19 protein-coding genes, 2 pseudogenes and 1 riboswitch are annotated in these 18,800 nt (G+C 66.8%); of the genes and pseudogenes, 14 read left to right on the top strand and 7 right to left on the bottom strand.

The genetic code is table 11. The annotated features are described in order from the left end of the window. Positions 1 to 5: 5 nt before the first annotated feature. The gene (locus QFZ70_RS00785; protein ID WP_307093631.1) at positions 6 to 413 is read right to left on the bottom strand and encodes a molybdopterin-binding protein; all 408 of its coding nucleotides are present in this window, start codon (positions 411 to 413) and stop codon (positions 6 to 8) included. A gap of 119 nt (positions 414 to 532) precedes the next feature. Between QFZ70_RS00785 and QFZ70_RS00780 the strand changes: the two genes are divergently transcribed. The 3 genes from QFZ70_RS00780 to QFZ70_RS00770 all read left to right on the top strand — a co-directional run bounded on the left by QFZ70_RS00780 (position 533) and on the right by QFZ70_RS00770 (position 2,690). Continuing rightward, positions 533 to 1,402: a DUF4031 domain-containing protein gene (locus QFZ70_RS00780; RefSeq protein ID WP_307093630.1), complete on the top strand. Its 870-nt coding sequence runs from the start codon at positions 533 to 535 to the stop codon at positions 1,400 to 1,402. Beyond that, positions 1,399 to 2,208, top strand: a complete 810-nt coding sequence (locus QFZ70_RS00775) for a 2-phosphosulfolactate phosphatase (RefSeq protein WP_307093629.1) — start codon at positions 1,399 to 1,401, stop codon at positions 2,206 to 2,208. Before QFZ70_RS00780 ends, QFZ70_RS00775 begins: the two co-directional genes overlap by 4 nt. Positions 2,209 to 2,303: 95 nt before the next feature. After that, positions 2,304 to 2,690, top strand: a complete 387-nt coding sequence (locus tag QFZ70_RS00770) for a VOC family protein (protein ID WP_307093628.1) — start codon at positions 2,304 to 2,306, stop codon at positions 2,688 to 2,690. A gap of 52 nt (positions 2,691 to 2,742) precedes the next feature. Here QFZ70_RS00770 and QFZ70_RS00765 read toward each other — a convergent pair whose 3' ends face one another. Then, entirely contained in the window at positions 2,743 to 3,144 is a 402-nt protein-coding gene (locus QFZ70_RS00765; RefSeq protein WP_307093627.1) for a YccF domain-containing protein, read from the bottom strand. A gap of 70 nt (positions 3,145 to 3,214) precedes the next feature. Beyond that, positions 3,215 to 3,829: a phosphoribosylanthranilate isomerase gene (locus tag QFZ70_RS00760; RefSeq protein WP_307093626.1), complete on the bottom strand. Its 615-nt coding sequence runs from the start codon at positions 3,827 to 3,829 to the stop codon at positions 3,215 to 3,217. A gap of 96 nt (positions 3,830 to 3,925) precedes the next feature. On the opposite strand from QFZ70_RS00760, the gene QFZ70_RS00755 reads away from it, so the two are divergent. The 7 genes and pseudogenes from QFZ70_RS00755 to QFZ70_RS00725 all read left to right on the top strand — a co-directional run bounded on the left by QFZ70_RS00755 (position 3,926) and on the right by QFZ70_RS00725 (position 8,488). Next, complete coding sequence (locus tag QFZ70_RS00755; protein WP_307093625.1) at positions 3,926 to 4,516, top strand: HutD family protein; 591 nt, start codon at positions 3,926 to 3,928, stop codon at positions 4,514 to 4,516. A gap of 72 nt (positions 4,517 to 4,588) precedes the next feature. After that, complete coding sequence (locus QFZ70_RS00750; protein ID WP_307093624.1) at positions 4,589 to 5,119, top strand: ferritin; 531 nt, start codon at positions 4,589 to 4,591, stop codon at positions 5,117 to 5,119. Positions 5,120 to 5,195: 76 nt separating this feature from the next. After that, a riboswitch (guanidine-III (ykkC-III) riboswitch) is annotated at positions 5,196 to 5,261 on the top strand. A 9-nt stretch (positions 5,262 to 5,270) separates the two neighbouring features. Continuing rightward, a complete protein-coding gene (locus tag QFZ70_RS00745; protein ID WP_307093623.1) occupies positions 5,271 to 5,594 on the top strand; it encodes a multidrug efflux SMR transporter in 324 nt (107 codons plus the stop codon). After that, a pseudogene (locus tag QFZ70_RS00740) lies at positions 5,594 to 5,981 on the top strand (multidrug efflux SMR transporter). Before QFZ70_RS00745 ends, QFZ70_RS00740 begins: the two are co-directional and overlap by 1 nt. A gap of 128 nt (positions 5,982 to 6,109) precedes the next feature. Continuing rightward, the gene (locus tag QFZ70_RS00735) at positions 6,110 to 6,736 is read left to right on the top strand and encodes a nucleoside/nucleotide kinase family protein (RefSeq protein ID WP_307093622.1); all 627 of its coding nucleotides are present in this window, start codon (positions 6,110 to 6,112) and stop codon (positions 6,734 to 6,736) included. 69 nt (positions 6,737 to 6,805) lie between these two features. Then, positions 6,806 to 7,801, top strand: a complete 996-nt coding sequence (locus tag QFZ70_RS00730; RefSeq protein WP_307093621.1) for an aldo/keto reductase — start codon at positions 6,806 to 6,808, stop codon at positions 7,799 to 7,801. 36 nt (positions 7,802 to 7,837) lie between these two features. Then, positions 7,838 to 8,488 carry an MBL fold metallo-hydrolase gene (locus QFZ70_RS00725; RefSeq protein WP_307093620.1) on the top strand — a complete coding sequence of 217 codons (651 nt, stop codon included), beginning with the start codon at positions 7,838 to 7,840 and terminating at the stop codon, positions 8,486 to 8,488. A 77-nt stretch (positions 8,489 to 8,565) separates the two neighbouring features. Here the strand turns inward: QFZ70_RS00725 and QFZ70_RS00720 are convergent, their stop codons facing one another. Next, positions 8,566 to 10,467, bottom strand: a complete 1,902-nt coding sequence (locus QFZ70_RS00720; RefSeq protein ID WP_307093619.1) for a DEAD/DEAH box helicase — start codon at positions 10,465 to 10,467, stop codon at positions 8,566 to 8,568. A 340-nt stretch (positions 10,468 to 10,807) separates the two neighbouring features. On the opposite strand from QFZ70_RS00720, the gene QFZ70_RS00715 reads away from it, so the two are divergent. Then, positions 10,808 to 11,569 (top strand): cyclopropane-fatty-acyl-phospholipid synthase family protein, encoded by a 762-nt coding sequence (locus QFZ70_RS00715; RefSeq protein ID WP_307093618.1) that lies wholly within the window; start codon positions 10,808 to 10,810, stop codon positions 11,567 to 11,569. A 2-nt stretch (positions 11,570 to 11,571) separates the two neighbouring features. Here the strand turns inward: QFZ70_RS00715 and QFZ70_RS00710 are convergent, their stop codons facing one another. Then, positions 11,572 to 12,993: an MFS transporter gene (locus tag QFZ70_RS00710; protein WP_307093617.1), complete on the bottom strand. Its 1,422-nt coding sequence runs from the start codon at positions 12,991 to 12,993 to the stop codon at positions 11,572 to 11,574. A 91-nt stretch (positions 12,994 to 13,084) separates the two neighbouring features. Continuing rightward, a complete protein-coding gene (locus QFZ70_RS00705) occupies positions 13,085 to 14,116 on the bottom strand; it encodes an Lrp/AsnC family transcriptional regulator (RefSeq protein ID WP_307093616.1) in 1,032 nt (343 codons plus the stop codon). Positions 14,117 to 14,247: 131 nt separating this feature from the next. Here QFZ70_RS00705 and QFZ70_RS00700 point away from each other — a divergent pair, with 131 nt between their 5' ends. Next, entirely contained in the window at positions 14,248 to 15,510 is a 1,263-nt protein-coding gene (locus QFZ70_RS00700) for a M20 family metallopeptidase (RefSeq protein ID WP_307093615.1), read from the top strand. Positions 15,511 to 15,536: 26 nt separating this feature from the next. Continuing rightward, a pseudogene (locus tag QFZ70_RS00695) lies at positions 15,537 to 16,827 on the top strand (MFS transporter). 57 nt (positions 16,828 to 16,884) lie between these two features. On the opposite strand, the gene QFZ70_RS00690 reads toward QFZ70_RS00695, so the two are convergent. Next, positions 16,885 to 18,228, bottom strand: a complete 1,344-nt coding sequence (locus QFZ70_RS00690) for an MFS transporter (RefSeq protein WP_307093614.1) — start codon at positions 18,226 to 18,228, stop codon at positions 16,885 to 16,887. Positions 18,229 to 18,349: 121 nt separating this feature from the next. On the opposite strand from QFZ70_RS00690, the gene QFZ70_RS00685 reads away from it, so the two are divergent. Beyond that, positions 18,350 to 18,769 (top strand): hypothetical protein, encoded by a 420-nt coding sequence (locus QFZ70_RS00685; RefSeq protein WP_307093613.1) that lies wholly within the window; start codon positions 18,350 to 18,352, stop codon positions 18,767 to 18,769. The last annotated feature ends 31 nt before the right edge of the window (positions 18,770 to 18,800 follow it).

Genomic DNA, 18,800 nt, shown 5'->3' with positions numbered 1-18,800 from the left:
CTTTTTCACAGCGCCTTGCCCTGCGGCGTTTCGATGATGACAGTGGTGGCTTTGACCACTGCGGTGGCCACGGAGCCGAGTTCCAGTCCCAGTTCCCGTACGGCCTCACTGCTCATCAGGGATACCACCCGGAAAGGGCCGCACTGCAGCTCCACCTGGGCCATGACCTTGTCCGCGGTGATGCCGGTGACCAAGCCCACGAAGCGGTTCCGTGCCGAACTGCCGGTGCGGTGCGGATCGTCCGGAAGCTGCGCCATTTTCTGCGCATGCCGGGCAAGGTCCAGGCCGTCCACCGCAAGCCGCCCGCCGTCGTCCTTCACCGCGGTGAGGGACCCGTTGTCCAGCCAGCGGCGCACGGTATCGTCACTGACACCCAGGAACCGGGCAGCCTCGGCAACGCGAATAGTGGTCACGACGTAAGTCTAGGGCGCACTTGCGGAAGAAGCAGCAGAATTACACCGCACCTTCGGAATCGCCGCTTCAGCAGCTGCTACCCGGCACCCCTTGACGGGCGTCCCACTAGACTTCCTCCATGGCCATCTACATTGACCCGCCGCTCTGGCCTGCGCACGGGACCCACTTTTCGCACCTGGTATCGGACTCGTCGCTGGCGGAACTGCACGGATTCGCTTCCGCGGCCGGGATTCCTGAGCGCGCTTTCGACGGCGACCACTACGACGTCGCGGAGCGCCGCTTCGATGACCTGGTGGCAGCTGGAGCCATCCCTGTGGAGGCGCGGGTCCTGGTCCGCAAGCTGATCGCCAGCGGCCTGCGCATCCCCGCCCGGCAGCGGAACAAGTCACTCAAGGTTCCGCTGTTCAACCGGTGGGAGGCCATCATGCCGGGGCACGACGCACTGTTCCTAGACCTGCTTGACCGGTGGAGCGAGCCGCACCGCCGGTACCACGGCTGCACCCACCTGCTCTCGGTGCTGGAAGCCCTCGACCTGCTCACCGATCCCGCCGATCCTCCCCGCACCGTGCTGCTGGCCGCCTGGTTCCACGACGCCGTCTATCGGGGCGTGGCGGACCAGGATGAGGAGGAGTCGGCACGCCTGGCAGAGGACCGGCTGCAGCACGCCGGCCTTCCCGACGCGGAGGTGGCTGAGGTGGGACGGCTGGTGCGGCTGACATCGGATCACCGCCCGGAACCGGGGGACGGCGACGGCGCGCTCCTTTGTGATGCCGATCTTTCCGTTCTCGGCGGGGAACCGGACCAGTATGCGAGGTACGTGGCTGACGTCCGCCAAGATTATGCGCACATCGGCGACGCTGACTTCGTTGCCGGGCGAACCGCCGTCGTACGCCGCCTGCTGGAACTTGACCCGCTGTTCCACAGCGGCCGTGCGCGGGAGCTGTGGCTGGACGCCGCACACCGGAACCTGAAAGGCGAATTGGCGTGAACGCACCCGGCTCAACCCCCCGCCACACGCTGACGGCGAGCGCAGCCCACCGGCAACTGCCCTACACCGTGCGGCTGGAGTGGGGGCTCGACGGCGCCAGGACAGTAGCGCCCGGCGCCGACCTCGCGGTGGTGGTGGACATCCTGTCCTTCAGCACCTGCGTCAGCGTCGCCCTCGACCGGCGTGCCGTTGTTTTTCCCTTTCCCTGGAAGGACACCGGCGCCGAGGACTTCGCCGCCCACCACGACGCCCAGCTGGCCGGTCCCCGCAACGGCGGCGGGCTCAGCCTCTCCCCCGCCAGCATCCGGGCTGCGGCGTCCCTGGAGCGGGTGGTCCTGCCGTCCCCGAACGGTTCCGCCCTCTGCCATAAACTGGCAGGCGAAGTCCCGTTGGTAGCCGCCGTGTCCCTGCGCAACGCCGCCGCAACTGCGGACTGGGTGGCGGCCAACCTGCCAGAGGATGCTGTCATCGCAGTAATAGCTGCCGGTGAGCGCTGGCCTGACGGCACCCTCCGCCCGGCTGTGGAGGACCAGATCGGGGCGGGCGCCTTCATCGCCGGCCTGGTGGCCGCAGGCAAGGGCGGCTATGAGGCCGAAGACGGCAGGCACGGCTACTCACCGGAGGCTGTGGCGGCCATGGCAGTCTTCGAGTCCGCTGAGCCGCGGCTCCGCGAGATGCTGCACAGCTGTTCCAGTGGCCGCGAGCTGGCTGGTGCCGGCTACGGGAACGACGTCGATATCGCTGCTGAACTGGACGACAGCGGTGCTGTGGCCATCCTGGTGGACGGGGCATTCAGCCCCCACTGACGGTGGCCCCGTTTTTCTGGTGGTGCGCCGGCCGCTCGGAATGCCTGACGGCTGGACCCTTTACCGCCGCCGGCAGCGGATGCAAGACTGCTCGGATGACCTTGCGCATCCAATCCCTCTGCATTGATTCGACTGATCCGAAAGTGGCCGCGGACTTCTGGGAGAAAGCGCTGGGCTGGCGCCGGACCTATGAGGCGGACGACGAGATTGTGCTCGAGCCGCCGGCCGGCAGCCCTGAGGAGGGAGTATCCCCGGACCTGCTCTTCCTGAAGGTGCCCGAGCGCAAGGAGGTCAAAAACAGGCTCCACCTGGACCTGCGGCCCAAGGACCGGGACGCGGAGGTTGCAAGGCTGGAGGGTCTTGGCGCCGAGCGCATTTCTGTCGGCCAGGGTCCGGAGGTGACCTGGGTGGTGCTGGCGGATCCGGACGGCAACGAGTTCTGCGTCCTGCGGGCACTTCAACCCGAAGAACAGGCTGAATGACCGGGCGTCCCCTCCCCCCGCTGCCCAGGTCCCATGGAACAGCGACGACTGTCTACCGGTAGGCCGTGACGAACGGCGCGCTGGTGGGAACGATCTGCTTACCCAGGGGCATCAGGGATACCGGGATGAGCTTCAGGTTGGCGATGGCCAGCGGGATTCCGATGATGGTGACGGCCATGGCAAAGGCAGTCACCACATGGCCGATCGCGATCCAGATGCCCGCCACCAGCAGCCAGATTACGTTGCCCAGGAGCGAGAAAACCCCTGTCCCGCCGGGCTTGTCCACCACCGTCCGGCCGAACGGCCACAGTGTGTACTCCGCAATCCTGAACGAGGCGATTCCCCACGGGATGGTGACGATCAGCAGGCAGCAGATGATGCCGGCCACGAAATAGCCCAGCGCAAGCCAGAATCCCCCGAAAACCAGCCAGATGATGTTGAGCAGTGTCTTCATTCATCCATTGTGCCCCCGGGGGTCTGACAAAAGGATGGGGGCCTTCCCTGACTGGCCCCTGACTCAGCTGCTAAACCGGGGCCGCTTCGCTCTTCGCTGCCTGGACGAAGGCGCGCACCTTGGCCAGGTCCTTGACGCCCCGGGATGCCTCCACGCCGGAAGAGACGTCCACGCCCCAGGCATGGGCGGCCGTGGATGCGCCACCGACGTTGGCCGGGTCCAGCCCGCCCGCAAGCAGCCAGTGGCGTCCCTGAAGTACGGGCATTGCGGCAACGGAGGCGTAATCCCAGGCCTCACCCGAGCCGGGCACCGCGGCGTCGATCAGCAGGAGGTCCTCGCCCCAGTCTTCGAATTCCTCCGGAGCGGCGCCCATGGTGACTGCCCTGATCAGCTTCATGCCGGCGTCGTGCACTGTTGTTACGTCCTGGCGGGAGCGCGGGCCGTGCAGCTGGATCCATTCGAGCCCGGCAGCGCGGGCGATGGCCACGGCGTCGGCCACGGGTTCGTGGCGGAAGACGCCGATGGGCGAGACTCCCGCGGGGACCTCCGCCAACAACGAGGACGCCTGGGACGGCGTGACAACGCGGGGGCTGGCGGTGAGGACAAAACCGACGGCATCCGCGCCGGCCTGCACCGCTTCACGGACGGATTCGGGCGTACTGAGACCACACACTTTGACAAACATTCCCGGCTCCTTGAGGCTGCTTTGGTGTTATCCCCCCGGAGGAGAGTAGCAGGAACCCTGGGGCGCGGAGGCACCCGCGGCAATTAGGCTGGGCTGATGGAGATTATCCGCTTTGCAGACCTCAAGCCCCAATCCTGGCGCAACGGCGGCGGGGTGACACGCCAACTCGCCACCCACCCCAAAGCCGCTTCCACACAGGACGGATCCTGGGACTGGCAGGTAAGCATCGCGGACGTCAGCAAGGCCGGAGACTACTCGCCGTTCCCCGGCATGGAACGGGTCCTGACCGTGATCGACGGTGAACTCCTGCTGCTCACCGTGGACGGCGCCGAACACCCACTCGAGAAGTACCGCGCATTCCGCTTTCCGGGCGGTGCCAGCACACACGCCTCCCTGCCCACGGGCGACATCCGGAACCTAAATGTCATCACGCGGACCGGAAGCTTCAAGGGCTTCACGTCCATCATTGAGCTGTCCAAAAAGCGCGCGAAACCCCTCTTCGAGGGGCAGCTGGGGATCCTGCTGCAGGGACAGGCAACAGCCGCCGTCGGGACAAATGATCCCGAAACCCTGGCGCGGTACGACGCCGTGGTGGGTTCCGACGTCGACACCCCTGACATCCTGGGCCGCGGCTTCCTGGCCGTCGTGTCGATCGACCCGGTCGAGGAGGGGCCAGACGGGGAATAGGGAAGCCTCGCCTTTGGGAAGCAGAGCCTTTCCACACTGGTCACTCCCCGCAGCCGTCCCTAAACTCGGCCTATGACCACTTCAACGTTCAATGCGCTCCTGTCCACCCAGATCGGCAACGAGTTCACGGCATCGCAGCAGTACATTGCCGTGGCCACCTGGTTCGCCAACCAGGACCTCCCCCAGCTGGCCCGGTACTTCTACCGCCAGTCCGTGGAGGAACGGAACCACGCCATGATGATGGTGCAGTACATGCTGGACCGGGATATCCCCTTCACCATTCCCGGCGTCCCTGCGGTCCGCAACGACTTCTCCTCCGTAACGGAGCCGCTGGCACTTGCGCTGCAGCAGGAAAAGGAAGTCACCCGCAACATCGAGGACCTCTTCCGGGCTGCCCGCGGCGAGAACGACGCGCTGGGCGAGCAGTTTATGCTCTGGTTCCTGAAGGAGCAGGTGGAGGAAGTCGCGTCCATGACCACGCTGCTGAACATCGCCGAGCGTGCGGACAACCTGTTCGACATCGAGAACTTCATCGCCCGGGAAACCATCGGCGACGGCGGCCGTGACGCTTCCGCCCCCGAAGCTGCCGGCGGCGCGCTGTAGGGTCCCGTCCCGCCCCAACTGGTGAGGTTGGGCACCATCATTGGCCGCCCGGCGTCGGGCGTTGCTACGCTGGAAGCCAAGGCTCCGCGGCGGAGCCTCCGGACGACGGTTCAGTACCCGGCACGCGACAAGACTGGCCAAAGGATCTGTCATGCCGTGGTTAATACTCATTGTTTCCGGTGCCCTTGAAGCCGTCTGGGCGGCAGCCCTGCACCGCGCCTTCCAGGTGTCCGGCCAGCGCCGCGTCGCCCCCACATTGCTGTTCCTGGTCTCCGTGGCCGCCAGCACCGGCGGCCTCGCAATCGCTATGCAGTCCATCCACACCGGCACCGCTTACGCCGTCTGGGTGGGGGTGGGCGTAGTGCTGACCTCCGCGTACGCCATCGCCACCAAGGTGGAACGCCCGACGGCGGCACGCCTCCTCCTGTTGTCCGGCATCGCCGTGTGCGTGGTGGGCCTGAAGGTGGTGGCGTGATGCTGCGGCGTTCGATTCCCTGGCTGGTACTGCTGGCCTCGGCCGTCCTCGAAGCAGTCTGGGCAACAGCCCTTGGCCTGTCCGACGGTTTCACCGAGCCCATGCCCACACTGGTTTTCGCAGTGACAGCAACCCTGAGCATGCTGGGCCTGGGCATGGCCATCCGCAGCATCCCGCTCGGCACCGCGTACGCCGTCTGGGTAGGAATCGGAGCCGCGCTCACCGTGGGCTGGGCAATGGCCACCGGCGTCGAACCGTTCAGTGTGCTCAAGGTGCTCTTTATTGCCGGGATTGTGGGCTGTGCGGGCCGGGCTCAAGGTTCTGCCCGGCGGCTCGGACGCCGATAAACCTGAAACTGCAGCCCCTTCCAGCTCCACCGCCCGCTGAGTTTCCCCACGTTTCAGGGCGGCGACGGCGTGTCCCGGCAAAACGCCGTCGAACTCGCCTTCCCGGACGCAATAGGTGGGGAGGATCAGCGGAATCCTGGCTGCGGGTGGGGCGTTTAGGCTTTTGCCATGGAAGCACCCGAGATCACTGAGGCTGTCGCTGCCCTCCGCCAGTCCTTGGACGGAGGCCGGCGGATACTGCTGGGCATCGCCGGTGCGCCGGGTTCCGGAAAGTCCACCTTCGCGGAATTGATTTGGCAGCAGTTCGGTCCCGACGAGGCCGTGGTGGTGCCCATGGACGGTTTCCACCTGGGCAACACCATCATCGACGGCACGCCGCTGCGGCAGCGCAAGGGAGCCATCGATACGTTCGACGCCGGCGGCTACCTGTCGCTGCTGCGCCGCCTGGTCCGCCGGGATGAGCCAGTTGTCTACGCCCCTGAATTCCGGCGCACCCTGGATGAACCCGTCGCAGCCTCCATCCCGATCCCCGCGGAAGTGCCGCTGGTGATCACCGAGGGCAACTACCTGCTGGTGGAGCAGGAACCCTGGAAGGACATCCGGGCGCAGCTGGACGAGGTCTGGTTTGTGGACACACCACACGCGTTGCGGCTGCGACGCCTGGTGCAAAGGCACATCTCGTTCGGCATGGAACCGGCAGCAGCGGAGGCGTGGGCGCACGGACCGGACGAAGCCAACGCCGTCCTGATCCAGGCCACGCGTCCGGCAGCGGACCGGATCATCCCCTGGCACTAGGACTGACGGAATACAGCAACCCGGGACGGGGTTCCTGGCTTGGATAACTTCAATGATGGGAGCACATTCATGGCAGCACCGATGGTTCACCTCGGCGATGGCCTCAACGTCAGCCCGCTTGGCTTTGGCGGCATGGCACTGACACCGGTTTACGGGGACGTGGATCCGGCTGACGCACTCCGGACGCTGCACCACGCCGTCGATTCCGGAGTCAGCTTCATTGACACAGCGGATATCTACGGCGGGGGCAGCAACGAGGAACTGATCGCGCAGCTGCTGAAGGAGCGGCGGGACGAGGTGCAGCTGGCCACGAAGTTCGGGCTGGTGGGCTCGCCGGCGGACGGGTACACGGACATCCGGGGCGACGCCGCGCACATCCGGCAGGCAGTGGACCGCAGCCTGCAACGGCTGGGTACGGAGGTTATTGACCTTTACTACATGCACCGCCGTGACCTCCGCGTTCCGATTGTGGAAACCGTGGAGGCCATGGCGGAGCTTGTGCAGCAAGGCAAGGTCAAGCACCTGGGACTGTCGGAGGTGACTGCCCAGGAGCTCGAGGAAGCCACCGCAGTCCACCCCATTGCGGCGGTCCAGAGTGAATGGTCCATCTGGAGCCGCGACGTGGAACGCAACGTTGTTCCTGCCGCCGCCGCCCTCGGCGTGGGTTTTGTGCCGTACTCGCCGCTGGGCCGGGGATTCCTCACCGGCACCGTTGACGCCTCCAGCCTGGGGGAAAAAGACTTCCGGCGCCGGATCCCCCGCTTCGCCCCGGACGCTGCCAGCGCCAACGAGGCTGTGGTGGCCACGGTCCGGTCCGTGGCGGACGAGCTTGATGCGACACCCGCCCAGGTGGCCTTGGCCTGGTTGTTGGCCCAGGGCAAGCGGCTGAACCTGCCGGTGGTCCCCATCCCCGGCACCCGCAAAAGGCACCGGATCGACGAAAACCTCGGCGCCCTCGCCCTGGAACTGACCCCGCCGCAACTGGACGCGCTTGGCGAAGCGTCGGACGCCGTCGTCGGCTCCCGCTCCGCCGACCCCAAGTGGGTGTCCCAGGGCCGCGAGTAACCAGGGCTGCAGACGGGCGTCCCTAGACTGAAGCCTATGGACTCACTTCTTTACGACCTGCCGGCCCTGACCATCCGCCGGATCTCAGTCAGCGGGATGAACAACAACGTGTACCTGCTGACGGCCAAAACCAGCGGCGAACAGGTGCTGATCGACGCCGCAGATGACCTTCCGGCCATCCAGCAGCTGCTGCGGGGTGCCGCCGGGGACACGTCCGCCGAGCCCCGGCTCGCCCTGATTGCCACCACGCACCAGCACTGGGACCACGTCCGGGCGCTGGAGGAGTTGGCGGCAGCCACGGGTGCGCCCACGGCTGCAGGAAAGGACGACGCCGACGCGTTGCCTGTCGCAGTTGAGCGGCACCTTGAGCACGGGGACATCGTGGCCGTGGATGGCTTTGAGCTGACGGCAATCCACCTGCGTGGGCACACACCGGGCTCAATCGCGTTTGTGTACCGGGACCCGGAAGGCCCCACGCACATTTTCTCCGGAGACTCACTCTTCCCCGGCGGCGTGGGCAACACGCAGCAGGATCCAGGGCGGTTCAACCAGCTGATCACCGATGTCAGCGAGCGGCTGTTTGACGCCTACCCGGACTCCGCTCTCGTACACCCGGGCCATGGGAAAGGCACAACCCTGGGTGCTGAGCGGCCGCACCTCGCGGAGTGGCGCGCCCGCGGCTGGTGACACTTGTCCCATCGAGTGCTCCGCAATCGCCCTTTTGAACCTTCTAAAGGGCGTTCACGGAGCACTCGATGATGAAACTAGCGGCTGCGGCGTTCGTTCGAAGCCGGAGCCGAAGCGCGGCGCGGGCCGCTGCGGGCGGGACGGCCGGAGCCGCCGCCGTTGCCGGCGGAGTAGGACCCGCCGGAGGTTCCACCCGTGTTGGAGGACCAGACAGCCTTGTTGCCGCCGGTGGCTGCACCTGCACCGGCGGAACGGGAACCGCCGCCGGTCCGGGCACCTGCACCGGCTGCGGCACGCTGGCCCGTTGCCGGGCGTCCGCCGCGCTGGCCACCCGAGGTTGCCGGACGACCTGAGGAAGCCGGACGGCCGGTCCCGCCGCGGGGAGCGTCGCTGCGGGTTACGCGTGAATCAGCGCGTCCGTCCGAACCGCGGCCGGAGGCTGCACGGCCACCTGCCGCCGGGACGTCATTGCTGTGGGTGGACGCGGTGCCGCGGCCACGTGCGTTGCGGCGGGCAGCTGCTGCTGCGATGGCGCGGTCCTCGTTCTGCTCGCTGACGCGGTCGAAGGCTGCGCGGGCTTCGGTCCGGCCCTCGAAAGCTGCTGCGCGGCGCTCGGCACGCGGAACATCGGTACGCGTGGGCTCGGCGGAAACCCGGCCTCGTCCACCGCGTCCGCCACGTCCACCAGCGGTGGGTGCAGCCTGGCGACGGGCGCGCTTTCGCTCGGCGTTGGCACCGGTGGAGGTACCGCCGCCCTGCTGCGCGGCTTTTTTGGCCAGCAGTGCAGCCCGCGTGCGGGGATCGATCTTGTCAGCCATTTCCCCGACCAGTTGGGCAACCAGCGGCGAGTTGGCGGTGACGCGTTCGAAGTTGACCTCGACGCCGGCGGCCTTCATCAGCTTCTTGACGTCGGTCTGCTGCTCGGGGAGGGTCAGCGTGACCACTGTGCCGTCGGAACCGGCTCGTGCAGTACGGCCTGAGCGGTGCAGGTAAGCCTTGTGTTCTGTGGGCGGGTCAACGTGGATGACCAGTTCAACGTCGTCCACGTGCACGCCGCGGGCTGCGACGTCGGTGGCCACCAGGACGCGCACGTCACCGGAGGAGAACTCGGCGAGGTTGCGGTCGCGGGCGTTCTGCGACAGGTTGCCGTGCAGGTCGACGGCGGGGATCCCGGCGTCGGTCAGGGTCTTGGCCAGCTTGCGGGCGTGGTGCTTGGTCCGCATGAACAGGACGCGGCGGCCGGCGCCGGAGGCGAGCTCCACGATCAGCTGCTTCTTGACGGTCTGGTCGTTGACCACCAGGACGTGGTGCTCCATGGTGGTCACCGCGGCCTGCGGATCGTCCACGGAGTGGGTCAGCGGGTTGGACAGGTAGCGCTGGACGATCTTGTCCACGCCGTTGTCCAGGGTGGCGGAGAAGAGCAGGCGCTGGCCCTGGCTGGGGGTCATGTCCATGAGCTTCTTGACCACGGGCAGGAAGCCGAGGTCGGCCATGTGGTCGGCCTCGTCCAGGACGGTGATTTCCACGGCCTCAAGGGTGAGGATGCGTTGGCGGATCAGGTCCTCCAGGCGGCCGGGGCAGGCGATGACGATGTCGACGCCGGCACGCAGGGCCTTTTCCTGGCGGGCCTGGGAGATACCGCCGTAGATCACGGTGGTGTTCAGGCCTGCAGCCTTGGCCAGCGGCTCGATGGTGGCGTTGATCTGGGTGGCCAGCTCGCGGGTGGGTGCAAGGACCAGGCCCATGGGACGGCCGGGCTTACGGAAGTGCTTGGCTTCCCGCTCAGCGAGTCGTGCCACAAGCGGGATGGCAAAGGCGATGGTCTTGCCGGAGCCGGTGCGGCCGCGGCCCAGGACGTCGCGTCCGGCCAGGGTGTCAGGGAGGGTCTTCACCTGGATGGGGAACGGCTCGGTGATTCCCTGTGCGGTGAGGGTTTCGGCAAGGGCTTTGGGCGTGCCGAGGGCAGCAAAAGTAGTCAAAGTCAAAGGTCTTTCAGGCGGTATCCGTGCGGATATCGGCCCCCGACGCCGGTTGGCCAAGGGGGTTCGCCGAAGAAAATTCAGGTGATCAACCAGCCTGCTGCCGCTTATGCAAAGCGGCGGCCGGGACCAAATGGAACGCGTTCATCGACGCAGGATGTGCCTCTCACATGAAAAAAGCCCAGTCCCTCAATGAAGGGAGACATGGGCATCACTGCACATCAAGTTCCACCAGTCTAGCATCCCGCGCCCACTCCCCTTGTCCTCCCCCTTTCCACCCTCTTCCCAACGCCTTCCGGTGGGCGTTGCCATCACTGTCTTCGCGGGGCAGGGTGGAGGCATGACTGAACACGCGTTCCACCAGCATGAAGCGGATTCTCCCGGCTCACACCAGGCAGCGCACGACGCCGGCCCGGGCCTTTCGGGAAACGGCGACGGCCGGGGAATCAGGGACGCCGCCGCCCTGTGGGATGAGCGATACCGCAGCAAACCCCAGATCTGGAGCGGCAAACCAAACCCGCAGCTGGTCCGGGAGGCCGGCGGACTCCGGGCGGGACATGCGCTGGACCTGGGCTGCGGCGAAGGTGCGGACGCTATCTGGCTTGCCCAGCACGGCTGGACGGTCACCGCCGTCGACGTTTCCACCGTTGCGCTGGAGCGGGCGCACGGGCACGAGAAGGCCGCCCTGGCGCGGGAGAGTGTGCACGCTGCCGAGGGCGCCATCGCCAGCCGGATCCGCTGGCAGCAGGCCGACCTCGAGGAATGGCAGCCCGACGGGTCGTACGACCTGGTGACCTCGCAGTTCCTCCACTCCCAGGAGCTCGCCTGGCAGCGGCCCCTGAAAACGGCCGCGGCAGCGGTCAAACCGGGCGGGACCTTGCTGGTGGTGGGCCACCATCCGGACCGGCTTCCGCCGTGGGGCGGTGGCCACACAACGCACGAAATGTTCTACACCGGGGAGCAGCTGGTGCAGGAGCTGGGACTGGATGGGCCTGACTGGCAGGTAGAAGTGCAGACCAGCAGGGAGCGGCCGGTGACCGGCCCGGACGGGCAGCACGCCACCATCGCAGACGTGGTGGTCCGTGCCAGCCGGCTGACCTGACGTCAAGCCCCGAGCTGGTCTTTGCTGGTGACCCTGGGAGCAACCCCCACCGCGGCTACGGCGACCACGGCGGCCAGTCCGAAGACCCCTGCGAAGGATTCCTTCGTCGTCGTAAAAACTGCGAACACGATGCCCGTGGTGGCCAGCGCCAGCGCGCCGCCCAGGGAGTCCGAAATCGACATGGCGGAGCTGTTGAAACCCTCGTCTTCCTTGGCGGACAGGGCCAGGGTCATCACGCTCAGCCGGGGATAGAGCAGTCCCATGCCGCCGCCGGCGAAGATCCATCCCATGATGGCGACGGCGGCCGGCCAGTGCAGCGCGGTGGTGGCCAGGGCGAGGACAACAGCGCCCAGCACCATAAATGCGCCGATGCGGATGGCGCGGCGATGGGGCAACCGTGCACCGAGCCGGCCCTGTACTGCCGACGCGCCTGCCCAGGCGAGCGCTCCACCGGTAAGGGTGAGACCGGCAAAGGTTGGCGAAAAGTCGTACTGCTCTATCAGCAGGTACGGCAGATAGACCTCGGCGCCGAAGAACGCAGCCGAGGCGAGCCCGCGGACCAGGATGACGCTGGGCAGTCCGCGCCGGGCGGTGAGCGTACCCAGCGGCACCAGCGGCCGCACGGACACCAGGGCAATCACGACGGCGGCCACCGCCAGGAGCGCCGGCGCTGCGCCGAACCCCGGGACATGAACCTCCCGCGAGAGGTTGAGCCCCAGTACCGCGAGCGCCGCGAGGGTGGCCCAGGCAAGCCGGTCGAAGGCCACCGGGATGGGTGGCTGCTGCGCATTGGTACGTTCCTTGGCGCCCTGTCCCTTAACTGGCGGCACGCCCCGCAACACCGGCGCGATCATCACCAGCGCCGGAATGACCAGGCCCACCACACCCAGGAACACCCAGTGCCAACTGAACACCTGCGCCACAATGCCGGCAGCAAACGGGCCCACCAAGGACGGGATCACCCAGGCCGCGGAGAAGGCAGCGAAGATCTTAGGGTGGAGCAGCGCTGGATAGATGCGTGCCACCAGGACGTACAGCGCCACTGTCAGGGCGCCGCCGCCGAGCCCCTGCACCAGCCGCCCGGCCACGAGCAGCGGCATGGAGACCGCGGTGCCCGCGATCAGCAGGCCAACCACAAACAAGGCCACGGATGCGTAGAGGGGGAGGGTGGGTCCACGGCGGTCGGACCAGTTTCCGGCCGCGACCATGCCGATCACGCCGGTTGCGAGCGGCCCCGCGAAAGCCAGGGCGTAGAGTCCTGCGCCGTTCAGTTCGCGGCTCACCACCGGCATGATGGTGGTCACCGCGAGGGACTCGAACGCGGCCAGGAACACCAGCGCGCAGGCACCGATGGTCACCCACAGGTACGGTCTCTGCAGGATGCCGGCGTGGGGGCCGGTGGCTGAAAGGGTTGTCTCGCGCACGCTTCTGGCCCGATCGGTTGTTTTGGATGTGCTCCACAGCATAACGGCCGGCACTGACAAGCCCGGCCCGGAGGCCCGGCTTCTGGCAGGCCTAGCCGGCGCTGGCCACCGCCGCGGGGACGATGACCCGGCCTGTGGCCGTGGAGTCCTGGTTCAGCATCCAGCCCACCCGCTTGACGGTGCTGAGCATCACCACGCTTTCGACGAGTTCGATCCCGGGAATCCGCTGCTGCAGGGCAAGTTCCGCATTCAGCACGTCAGCCAGCGACTGCAGCCACATGATGATCACAAAGTTGGTGCGGCCGGTGGTGGAGGCGCTGAGCCGTACATTGCGGAGACCGCGGAGCTCGGCGGCAGCCGCCTCATGGTGGCCGGCGGGGACGTTGGCGAACCATTGGCAGGTCACCGGATAGCCCGAGAACTTCTGGGCCACTTCGCAGCGGAAGGAGAGGACCCTGCTGGCGAGGACCCGGTTCAACTGGCGCTGCACGGTGGCCGGATGCCGGCCAAGCGCCCGTGCGATCTCGGCCGCCGTCGCCCGCCCGTCCCTCGCCAGGAAAGGAAGCAGCGCCAGGTGGCTCTCCGGCAGGGGCTCAATGACGGACTCCGGAGGTGCCGACCCTGCTGCTTCCGGTCCGGCCTTGGCCTGCAGCGCCGAGGTCTGCGCCCGGTTGAGCACGTTGAGGCGCCAGGCGTAACCGCCGGAGTGCAGCCTGGTGCAGAGCGCCGTCTGGTACTTCAGCAGTCCATCGATGTCCTTGAGCCGGGAAGCCACGGCCGTGGTGAACTCCTCAAGGGACTGCGTCAGGACCGTCAGCATCAGGTCACGGTTGCTGGCCGCCTCCTCGATGGTGACAATCTGCGGCACCGCTGCGAGGGCCTCGGTCACCTCTTCGCGGCGGTGCATTTCACAGTCGACGTCGACGAGCGCCAGGCACATCTGCTTGGGGTCCCCCATCAGGTGCGCCGTCACCCACGCCGCGCCGGACTGGCGCACCCTTTCCCACCGCGTGGCCAGCGTGGTGGCGTGAACGCCGAGAATCTCACCGGCGTCCGCCCAGCTGATCCTCGGCGCGATTTCCAGCGCGTTGATGAGCGCGAGGTCCTCCTCGGTTAGGTCCATGGTCCCCATTCTTCCGCAGGTGTGCATGAATGCAGCAGCAGAAGGGGTGCCGCTGCATTTTTCGAGGAGATGTGTTGCTTGTGAGTCATGTCACCCCACACTGGACTAAACCATTCTTTGGAGGAGTAGAAATGACCATCATGCCCGCGGCCAGGGAACTTCAGCCCGAATTGATCCGGTTCCGCCATGCGATGCACCAGGAGCCGGAAATCGGCCTGGACCTGCCGCGGACGCAGGAGAAAGTCCTCAAGGCATTGGACGGGTTGCCCTACGAAATCACCCTGGGCAAGGAAACGACGTCGGTTACGGCCGTGCTGCGCGGCACGGGGCCCTCGGCTGCTGCCAGGGACGCTGAGGCAGCCGGCGCGGCTCAGCCCGCGCGGCCGTCCGTCTTGCTCCGCGCCGACATGGACGGCCTGCCGGTCCAGGAAAAGTCCGGCGTGGACTACACCTCCCGCGTGGACGGAACCATGCACGCCTGCGGCCATGACCTCCACACCGCGATGCTTACGGGCGCGGCCACCCTGCTGGCCGAGAACCGGCACCGCCTTGCGGGCGACGTCGTCCTGATGTTCCAGCCCGGCGAGGAAGGCTTCGACGGCGCCAGCTACATGATCCGGGAGGGTGTGCTGGAGGCGCCCGGCCGGCGCGTCGACGCCGCGTACGGCATGCACGTGTTCTCCGCCCTGGAACCGCACGGCACCTTCGCTACCAAACCCGGCGTGATGCTTAGCGCCTCCGACGGCCTGGTGGTCACCGTACTCGGCGCAGGCGGCCACGGTTCCGCCCCACACGCTGCCAAGGATCCCGTGACCGCGGCCGCCGAAATGGTCACTGCGCTGCAGGTGATGATCACCCGCCAGTTCAACATGTTCGATCCCGTAGTCCTCTCCGTCGGCGTCCTGCACGCCGGGACCAAGCGGAACGTCATCCCGGAAACGGCACGGATCGAGGCCACCATCCGGACCTTTTCCGAAGCCTCGCGGCAAAAACTGATGGACTCCATTCCCCGACTCCTGCGGGGGATCGCATCGGCGCACGGCCTTGAGGTCGACGTCGACTACCAGCAGGAGTACCCGCTCACCATCACGGACGAGGATGAAACCCACACAGCCGAGAACGTCATCACCGAAATGTTCGGCGATTCCCGGCTTTCCCGCTGGGCCACGCCGCTGAGCGGTTCGGAGGACTTCTCCAGGGTCCTGGCCGAGGTGCCCGGCACGTTCATTGGCCTCAGCGCCGTCCCCCGCGGCGTTGACCACGCCGCCTCACCGTTCAACCACTCACCGTACGCAACGTTCGACGACGGCGTGCTGGCGGACGGTGCCGCCCTCTACGCGGAGCTCGCCACGCAGCGCCTCGCCGCGCTTTCGCAGTCCCCCACGAACTCCTGATCCACCTTTCCAGGAAGAGAACTTCGATGACGTCCACCATCAGCACCCAGCGCACTGAGCGCGCAGCAATGCGGAAGACCCTCGTGGGTACCGGGATCGGCAATGCCGTTGAATGGTACGACTGGGCCATCTATGCAACCTTCACCCCCTTCATCGCCAGCCAACTGTTCAGCAAGGCGGACCCGGCGTCGGCCGTTCTGTCCACGCTGGCGATCTTCGCCGTCGGTTTCGTTGCCCGGCCCTTCGGCGGATTCCTGTTCGGCTGGATCGGCGACCGGGTGGGCCGCAAGACGTCCATGACCTTGGCCGTGGGCCTGGCATCGCTGGGCAGCCTGATGATCGGCATTGCGCCCACGTTCGCGAGCATCGGCGCCTGGGCGTCACTGATGCTGCTGGTGGCCCGGCTGGTCCAGGGCCTTGCGCACGGCGGTGAGCTGCCGTCGTCGCAGACGTATCTCTCCGAGATGGCGCCGAAGGAAAAGCGCGGATTCTGGGCCACCCTGATCTACACGTCCGGGACGGTGGGCATCCTGTTCGGCACGCTTCTTGGCGCCGTCCTGAACATGGTGCTCAGCACGGAGGCCATGAACGCGTGGGGCTGGCGCATCCCGTTCCTGATCGGCGCGGCGCTGGGGCTCTACGCCCTAATCATGCGGTCCAGGCTGCACGAGACCGAGGCCTTCGAAAGCGAATCCGCCGGCGAGAAGCGCGCGCCGATCTGGCCGCAGATTGTCCGCCACCGCAGGCAGGCCCTGCAAGTCATCGGCCTGACCGTCGGGCTTACGGTGATTTACTACATCTGGGGCGTAGTTGCCCCGAGCTACGCCACCACCGCACTGAAGATCGACCGCGGCGAAGCCCTCTGGGCCGGCGTCATCGGCAACATCGTAGTTCATCGCGGCGCTGCCCTTCTGGGGCAAACTGTCGGACCGCATCGGCCGCAAGAAAGTGCTCTGGTCCGGCGCCATCGGGTCCGCCGTCATGCACTTCCCCATGACCTGGCTGCTCAAGGATTCCGCGTGGCAGCTGGCTGTCGGCATGTCCGTGATGCTGATCTTCATTGCCGCGAGCGCCGCCATTGTTCCGGCCGTGTATGCCGAACTTTTCCCCACCAGCATCCGCACGGTGGGCGTGGGCGTCCCGTACTCCATCTGCGTGGCGCTGTTCGGCGGCACCGCGCCGTACCTGCAGCAGTGGCTGGGCACTACCCTCCAACTGCCGGACCTGTTCAACGTTTACGCCGTGCTGCTGCTCGTGGTCAGTGCCCTGTTCGTGTTCACCATCCCGGAAACGAAGGGCAAGGACCTGACGCACTAGTTTTCCCACGTAAGTAGCAGCAGGTGTCGTTATGAGCGCTCATAACGACACCTACTGCTACCCAGTTGGGTCCCCGACGAACCGGTTCCGGCCGGCGCGGTAGCCGAAAACCGCCGCGAGCAGGCCCACGGCCAGAAAAAGGACGCCGGCCGCTGTGAACGATCCGGTGGCCTGGTGCAACTGTCCCACCAGAAGCGTTCCCGATGAACCAAGGCCGTAGCCCACGCCCTGCATCATTCCGGACAGGTGCGCCGCCGTGTGCCCGTCCCGGGTCCGGAGCATGATCATGGTCAGCGCCACGGCGGTGAGGCTCCCCTGGCCGAGCCCCAGGAGTCCGGCCCACACCCAAATCAGCTCAAGCGGCCCGAAGATGCTGAGTGCGAAGCCACCGCCGGTCATCAGCGCCACCACCATGTTGATGGCCCGCTGGTCCCGGACGCGTGCAGCCAGCGCGGGCGCAAAGAGCGAGCCGAGCATCTGCAGCACAATACATGCGGACACAACCAGCCCCGCGGTGGCGCCGTCCACACCCCTTTCCCGCAGGATGGGTGCCAGCCAGGCGAACACACTGAAGGACATCATCGCCTGGAGCACCATAAAGATCGTGACCTGCCACGCGACTGCCGACCGCCAGACGTTTACCCCCTCCCTCACCGCCTGGTGCCGGATTGGGTCCTGCCGGACTGCCACCGGCAGGAACAGGACAAGGACGACGGCGGCAGGCAACGCCCAGAACCACAGCGCCAAAGCCCACTCCCCCGTCGCCTTGTACAGCGGGTAGGTGAAGCCGGCGCCGAGGGCGGCAGAGGCGCAGATGGCCGTGGTGTACAGCCCGCCCATCAGGCCAAGGCGGTGCGGGAAGTCGCGTTTGACCAGCCCTGGCAACAGCACATTGCACAGGGCGATGGCGGCACCGCAGGCCGCTGTTCCTGCCAGCAGTGCGGTCAGGTGGGCCGGTCCCGGCGGGCCGGAAACCTGCAGCCATGGGAGCTCGACCGGCCGGAGCAGGAGCCCCGCAGTGAGGACCGCCATCGCACCGAGGAGTACGCGTTCGGCGCCGAAGCGTCGGGCCAGGACCGGGGCCAGGGGCGCGAAGACGCCCAACAGCGTCACCGGAACAGTGGTCAGCACTACCACCGCCCAACCTGGAAGTGCGGCCTGCGAGGTGACCTCGGGAAGCACCGCCGAGAAACTGGAGAAGACCGTGCGCAGGTTCAGACCGATCAGGACAAGGCACAGGCCCAGGTAAACCAGGCCCCTCCGGCTTCCTACCCGGGTTGGTTCCGGCGCCGGCAGCTCATCAATTTCAGCGTCCACCAGGTTGCCGGGCCGGGGCAGATTGTCCGGCTGGGGCTTTCCCGCCTGCTGCCTTTTAGCCGCAGCGTTCGTCGCTTCCGTCACCTGCCCATTCTTGCAGGAGGCTGACGGACGAATTATCCACATAGCGGCGGTCTACGCTGTTGAAGCCCTCGCCGCCTGCCTCCGTTGGGACAGCAGCCAACGGCCCGATCAGAGGAGAGTAATGGGTATTCCGCCACCAGATGAGCCTCCAGCGGCAGATGGGGAACTCCAACCCGAAGCACCTCATGTCGCTGGATCCCAGGAAACCAGGGCCGGTCGCTGCGAGCGCAATGCAACAGCCAGCGTGGTACTGGCGGTCCTCGCAGTGCTCAGCATGATTGTCACTGCCCCGTTGGCGATGTTTGCCATCCTTGGCACCTACCCATCCGACGGCCCATCCCCCACTCCCTGGGTGGCACCCCTGGTGTTCTTCAGCCTGCCGCTTCTGTTTGCTTTGCCCTCCCTCGGGCTGGCAATTTCCGTCATGAGGAACTCCCCGGACCCCTCGCCGGACCGGTCATCCGTCGCGTTTGCGTTGTGCGTCGCCGGCTTGGTCGTTGCCCTGGCCATCGGACCGGCGCTGGACCAGTTGGGGAACTGATGCTTGAGCCATTCTTACGCCGGTATTCTGG

Origin of the sequence: Arthrobacter sp. V1I9, from assembly GCF_030817075.1 — a bacterium.
In the GTDB taxonomy this organism is placed as follows: domain Bacteria; phylum Actinomycetota; class Actinomycetes; order Actinomycetales; family Micrococcaceae; genus Arthrobacter.
This window is presented reverse-complemented; position numbering and strand designations above follow the sequence as displayed.

What these genes read in the sequence shown, in the direction of transcription:
- QFZ70_RS00780 (WP_307093630.1), top strand. Translation starts at nt 533, where the DNA reads ATGGCCATCTACATTGACCCGCCGCTCTGGCCTGCGCACGGGACCCAC.
- QFZ70_RS00770 (WP_307093628.1), top strand. Translation starts at nt 2,304, where the DNA reads ATGACCTTGCGCATCCAATCCCTCTGCATTGATTCGACTGATCCGAAA.
- QFZ70_RS00765 (WP_307093627.1), bottom strand. Translation starts at nt 3,144, where the DNA reads ATGAAGACACTGCTCAACATCATCTGGCTGGTTTTCGGGGGATTCTGG.
- QFZ70_RS00760 (WP_307093626.1), bottom strand. Translation starts at nt 3,829, where the DNA reads ATGTTTGTCAAAGTGTGTGGTCTCAGTACGCCCGAATCCGTCCGTGAA.
- QFZ70_RS00755 (WP_307093625.1), top strand. Translation starts at nt 3,926, where the DNA reads ATGGAGATTATCCGCTTTGCAGACCTCAAGCCCCAATCCTGGCGCAAC.
- QFZ70_RS00750 (WP_307093624.1), top strand. Translation starts at nt 4,589, where the DNA reads ATGACCACTTCAACGTTCAATGCGCTCCTGTCCACCCAGATCGGCAAC.
- QFZ70_RS00745 (WP_307093623.1), top strand. Translation starts at nt 5,271, where the DNA reads ATGCCGTGGTTAATACTCATTGTTTCCGGTGCCCTTGAAGCCGTCTGG.
- QFZ70_RS00735 (WP_307093622.1), top strand. Translation starts at nt 6,110, where the DNA reads ATGGAAGCACCCGAGATCACTGAGGCTGTCGCTGCCCTCCGCCAGTCC.
- QFZ70_RS00730 (WP_307093621.1), top strand. Translation starts at nt 6,806, where the DNA reads ATGGCAGCACCGATGGTTCACCTCGGCGATGGCCTCAACGTCAGCCCG.
- QFZ70_RS00725 (WP_307093620.1), top strand. Translation starts at nt 7,838, where the DNA reads ATGGACTCACTTCTTTACGACCTGCCGGCCCTGACCATCCGCCGGATC.
- QFZ70_RS00715 (WP_307093618.1), top strand. Translation starts at nt 10,808, where the DNA reads ATGACTGAACACGCGTTCCACCAGCATGAAGCGGATTCTCCCGGCTCA.
- QFZ70_RS00705 (WP_307093616.1), bottom strand. Translation starts at nt 14,116, where the DNA reads ATGGACCTAACCGAGGAGGACCTCGCGCTCATCAACGCGCTGGAAATC.
- QFZ70_RS00700 (WP_307093615.1), top strand. Translation starts at nt 14,248, where the DNA reads ATGACCATCATGCCCGCGGCCAGGGAACTTCAGCCCGAATTGATCCGG.
- QFZ70_RS00685 (WP_307093613.1), top strand. Translation starts at nt 18,350, where the DNA reads ATGGGTATTCCGCCACCAGATGAGCCTCCAGCGGCAGATGGGGAACTC.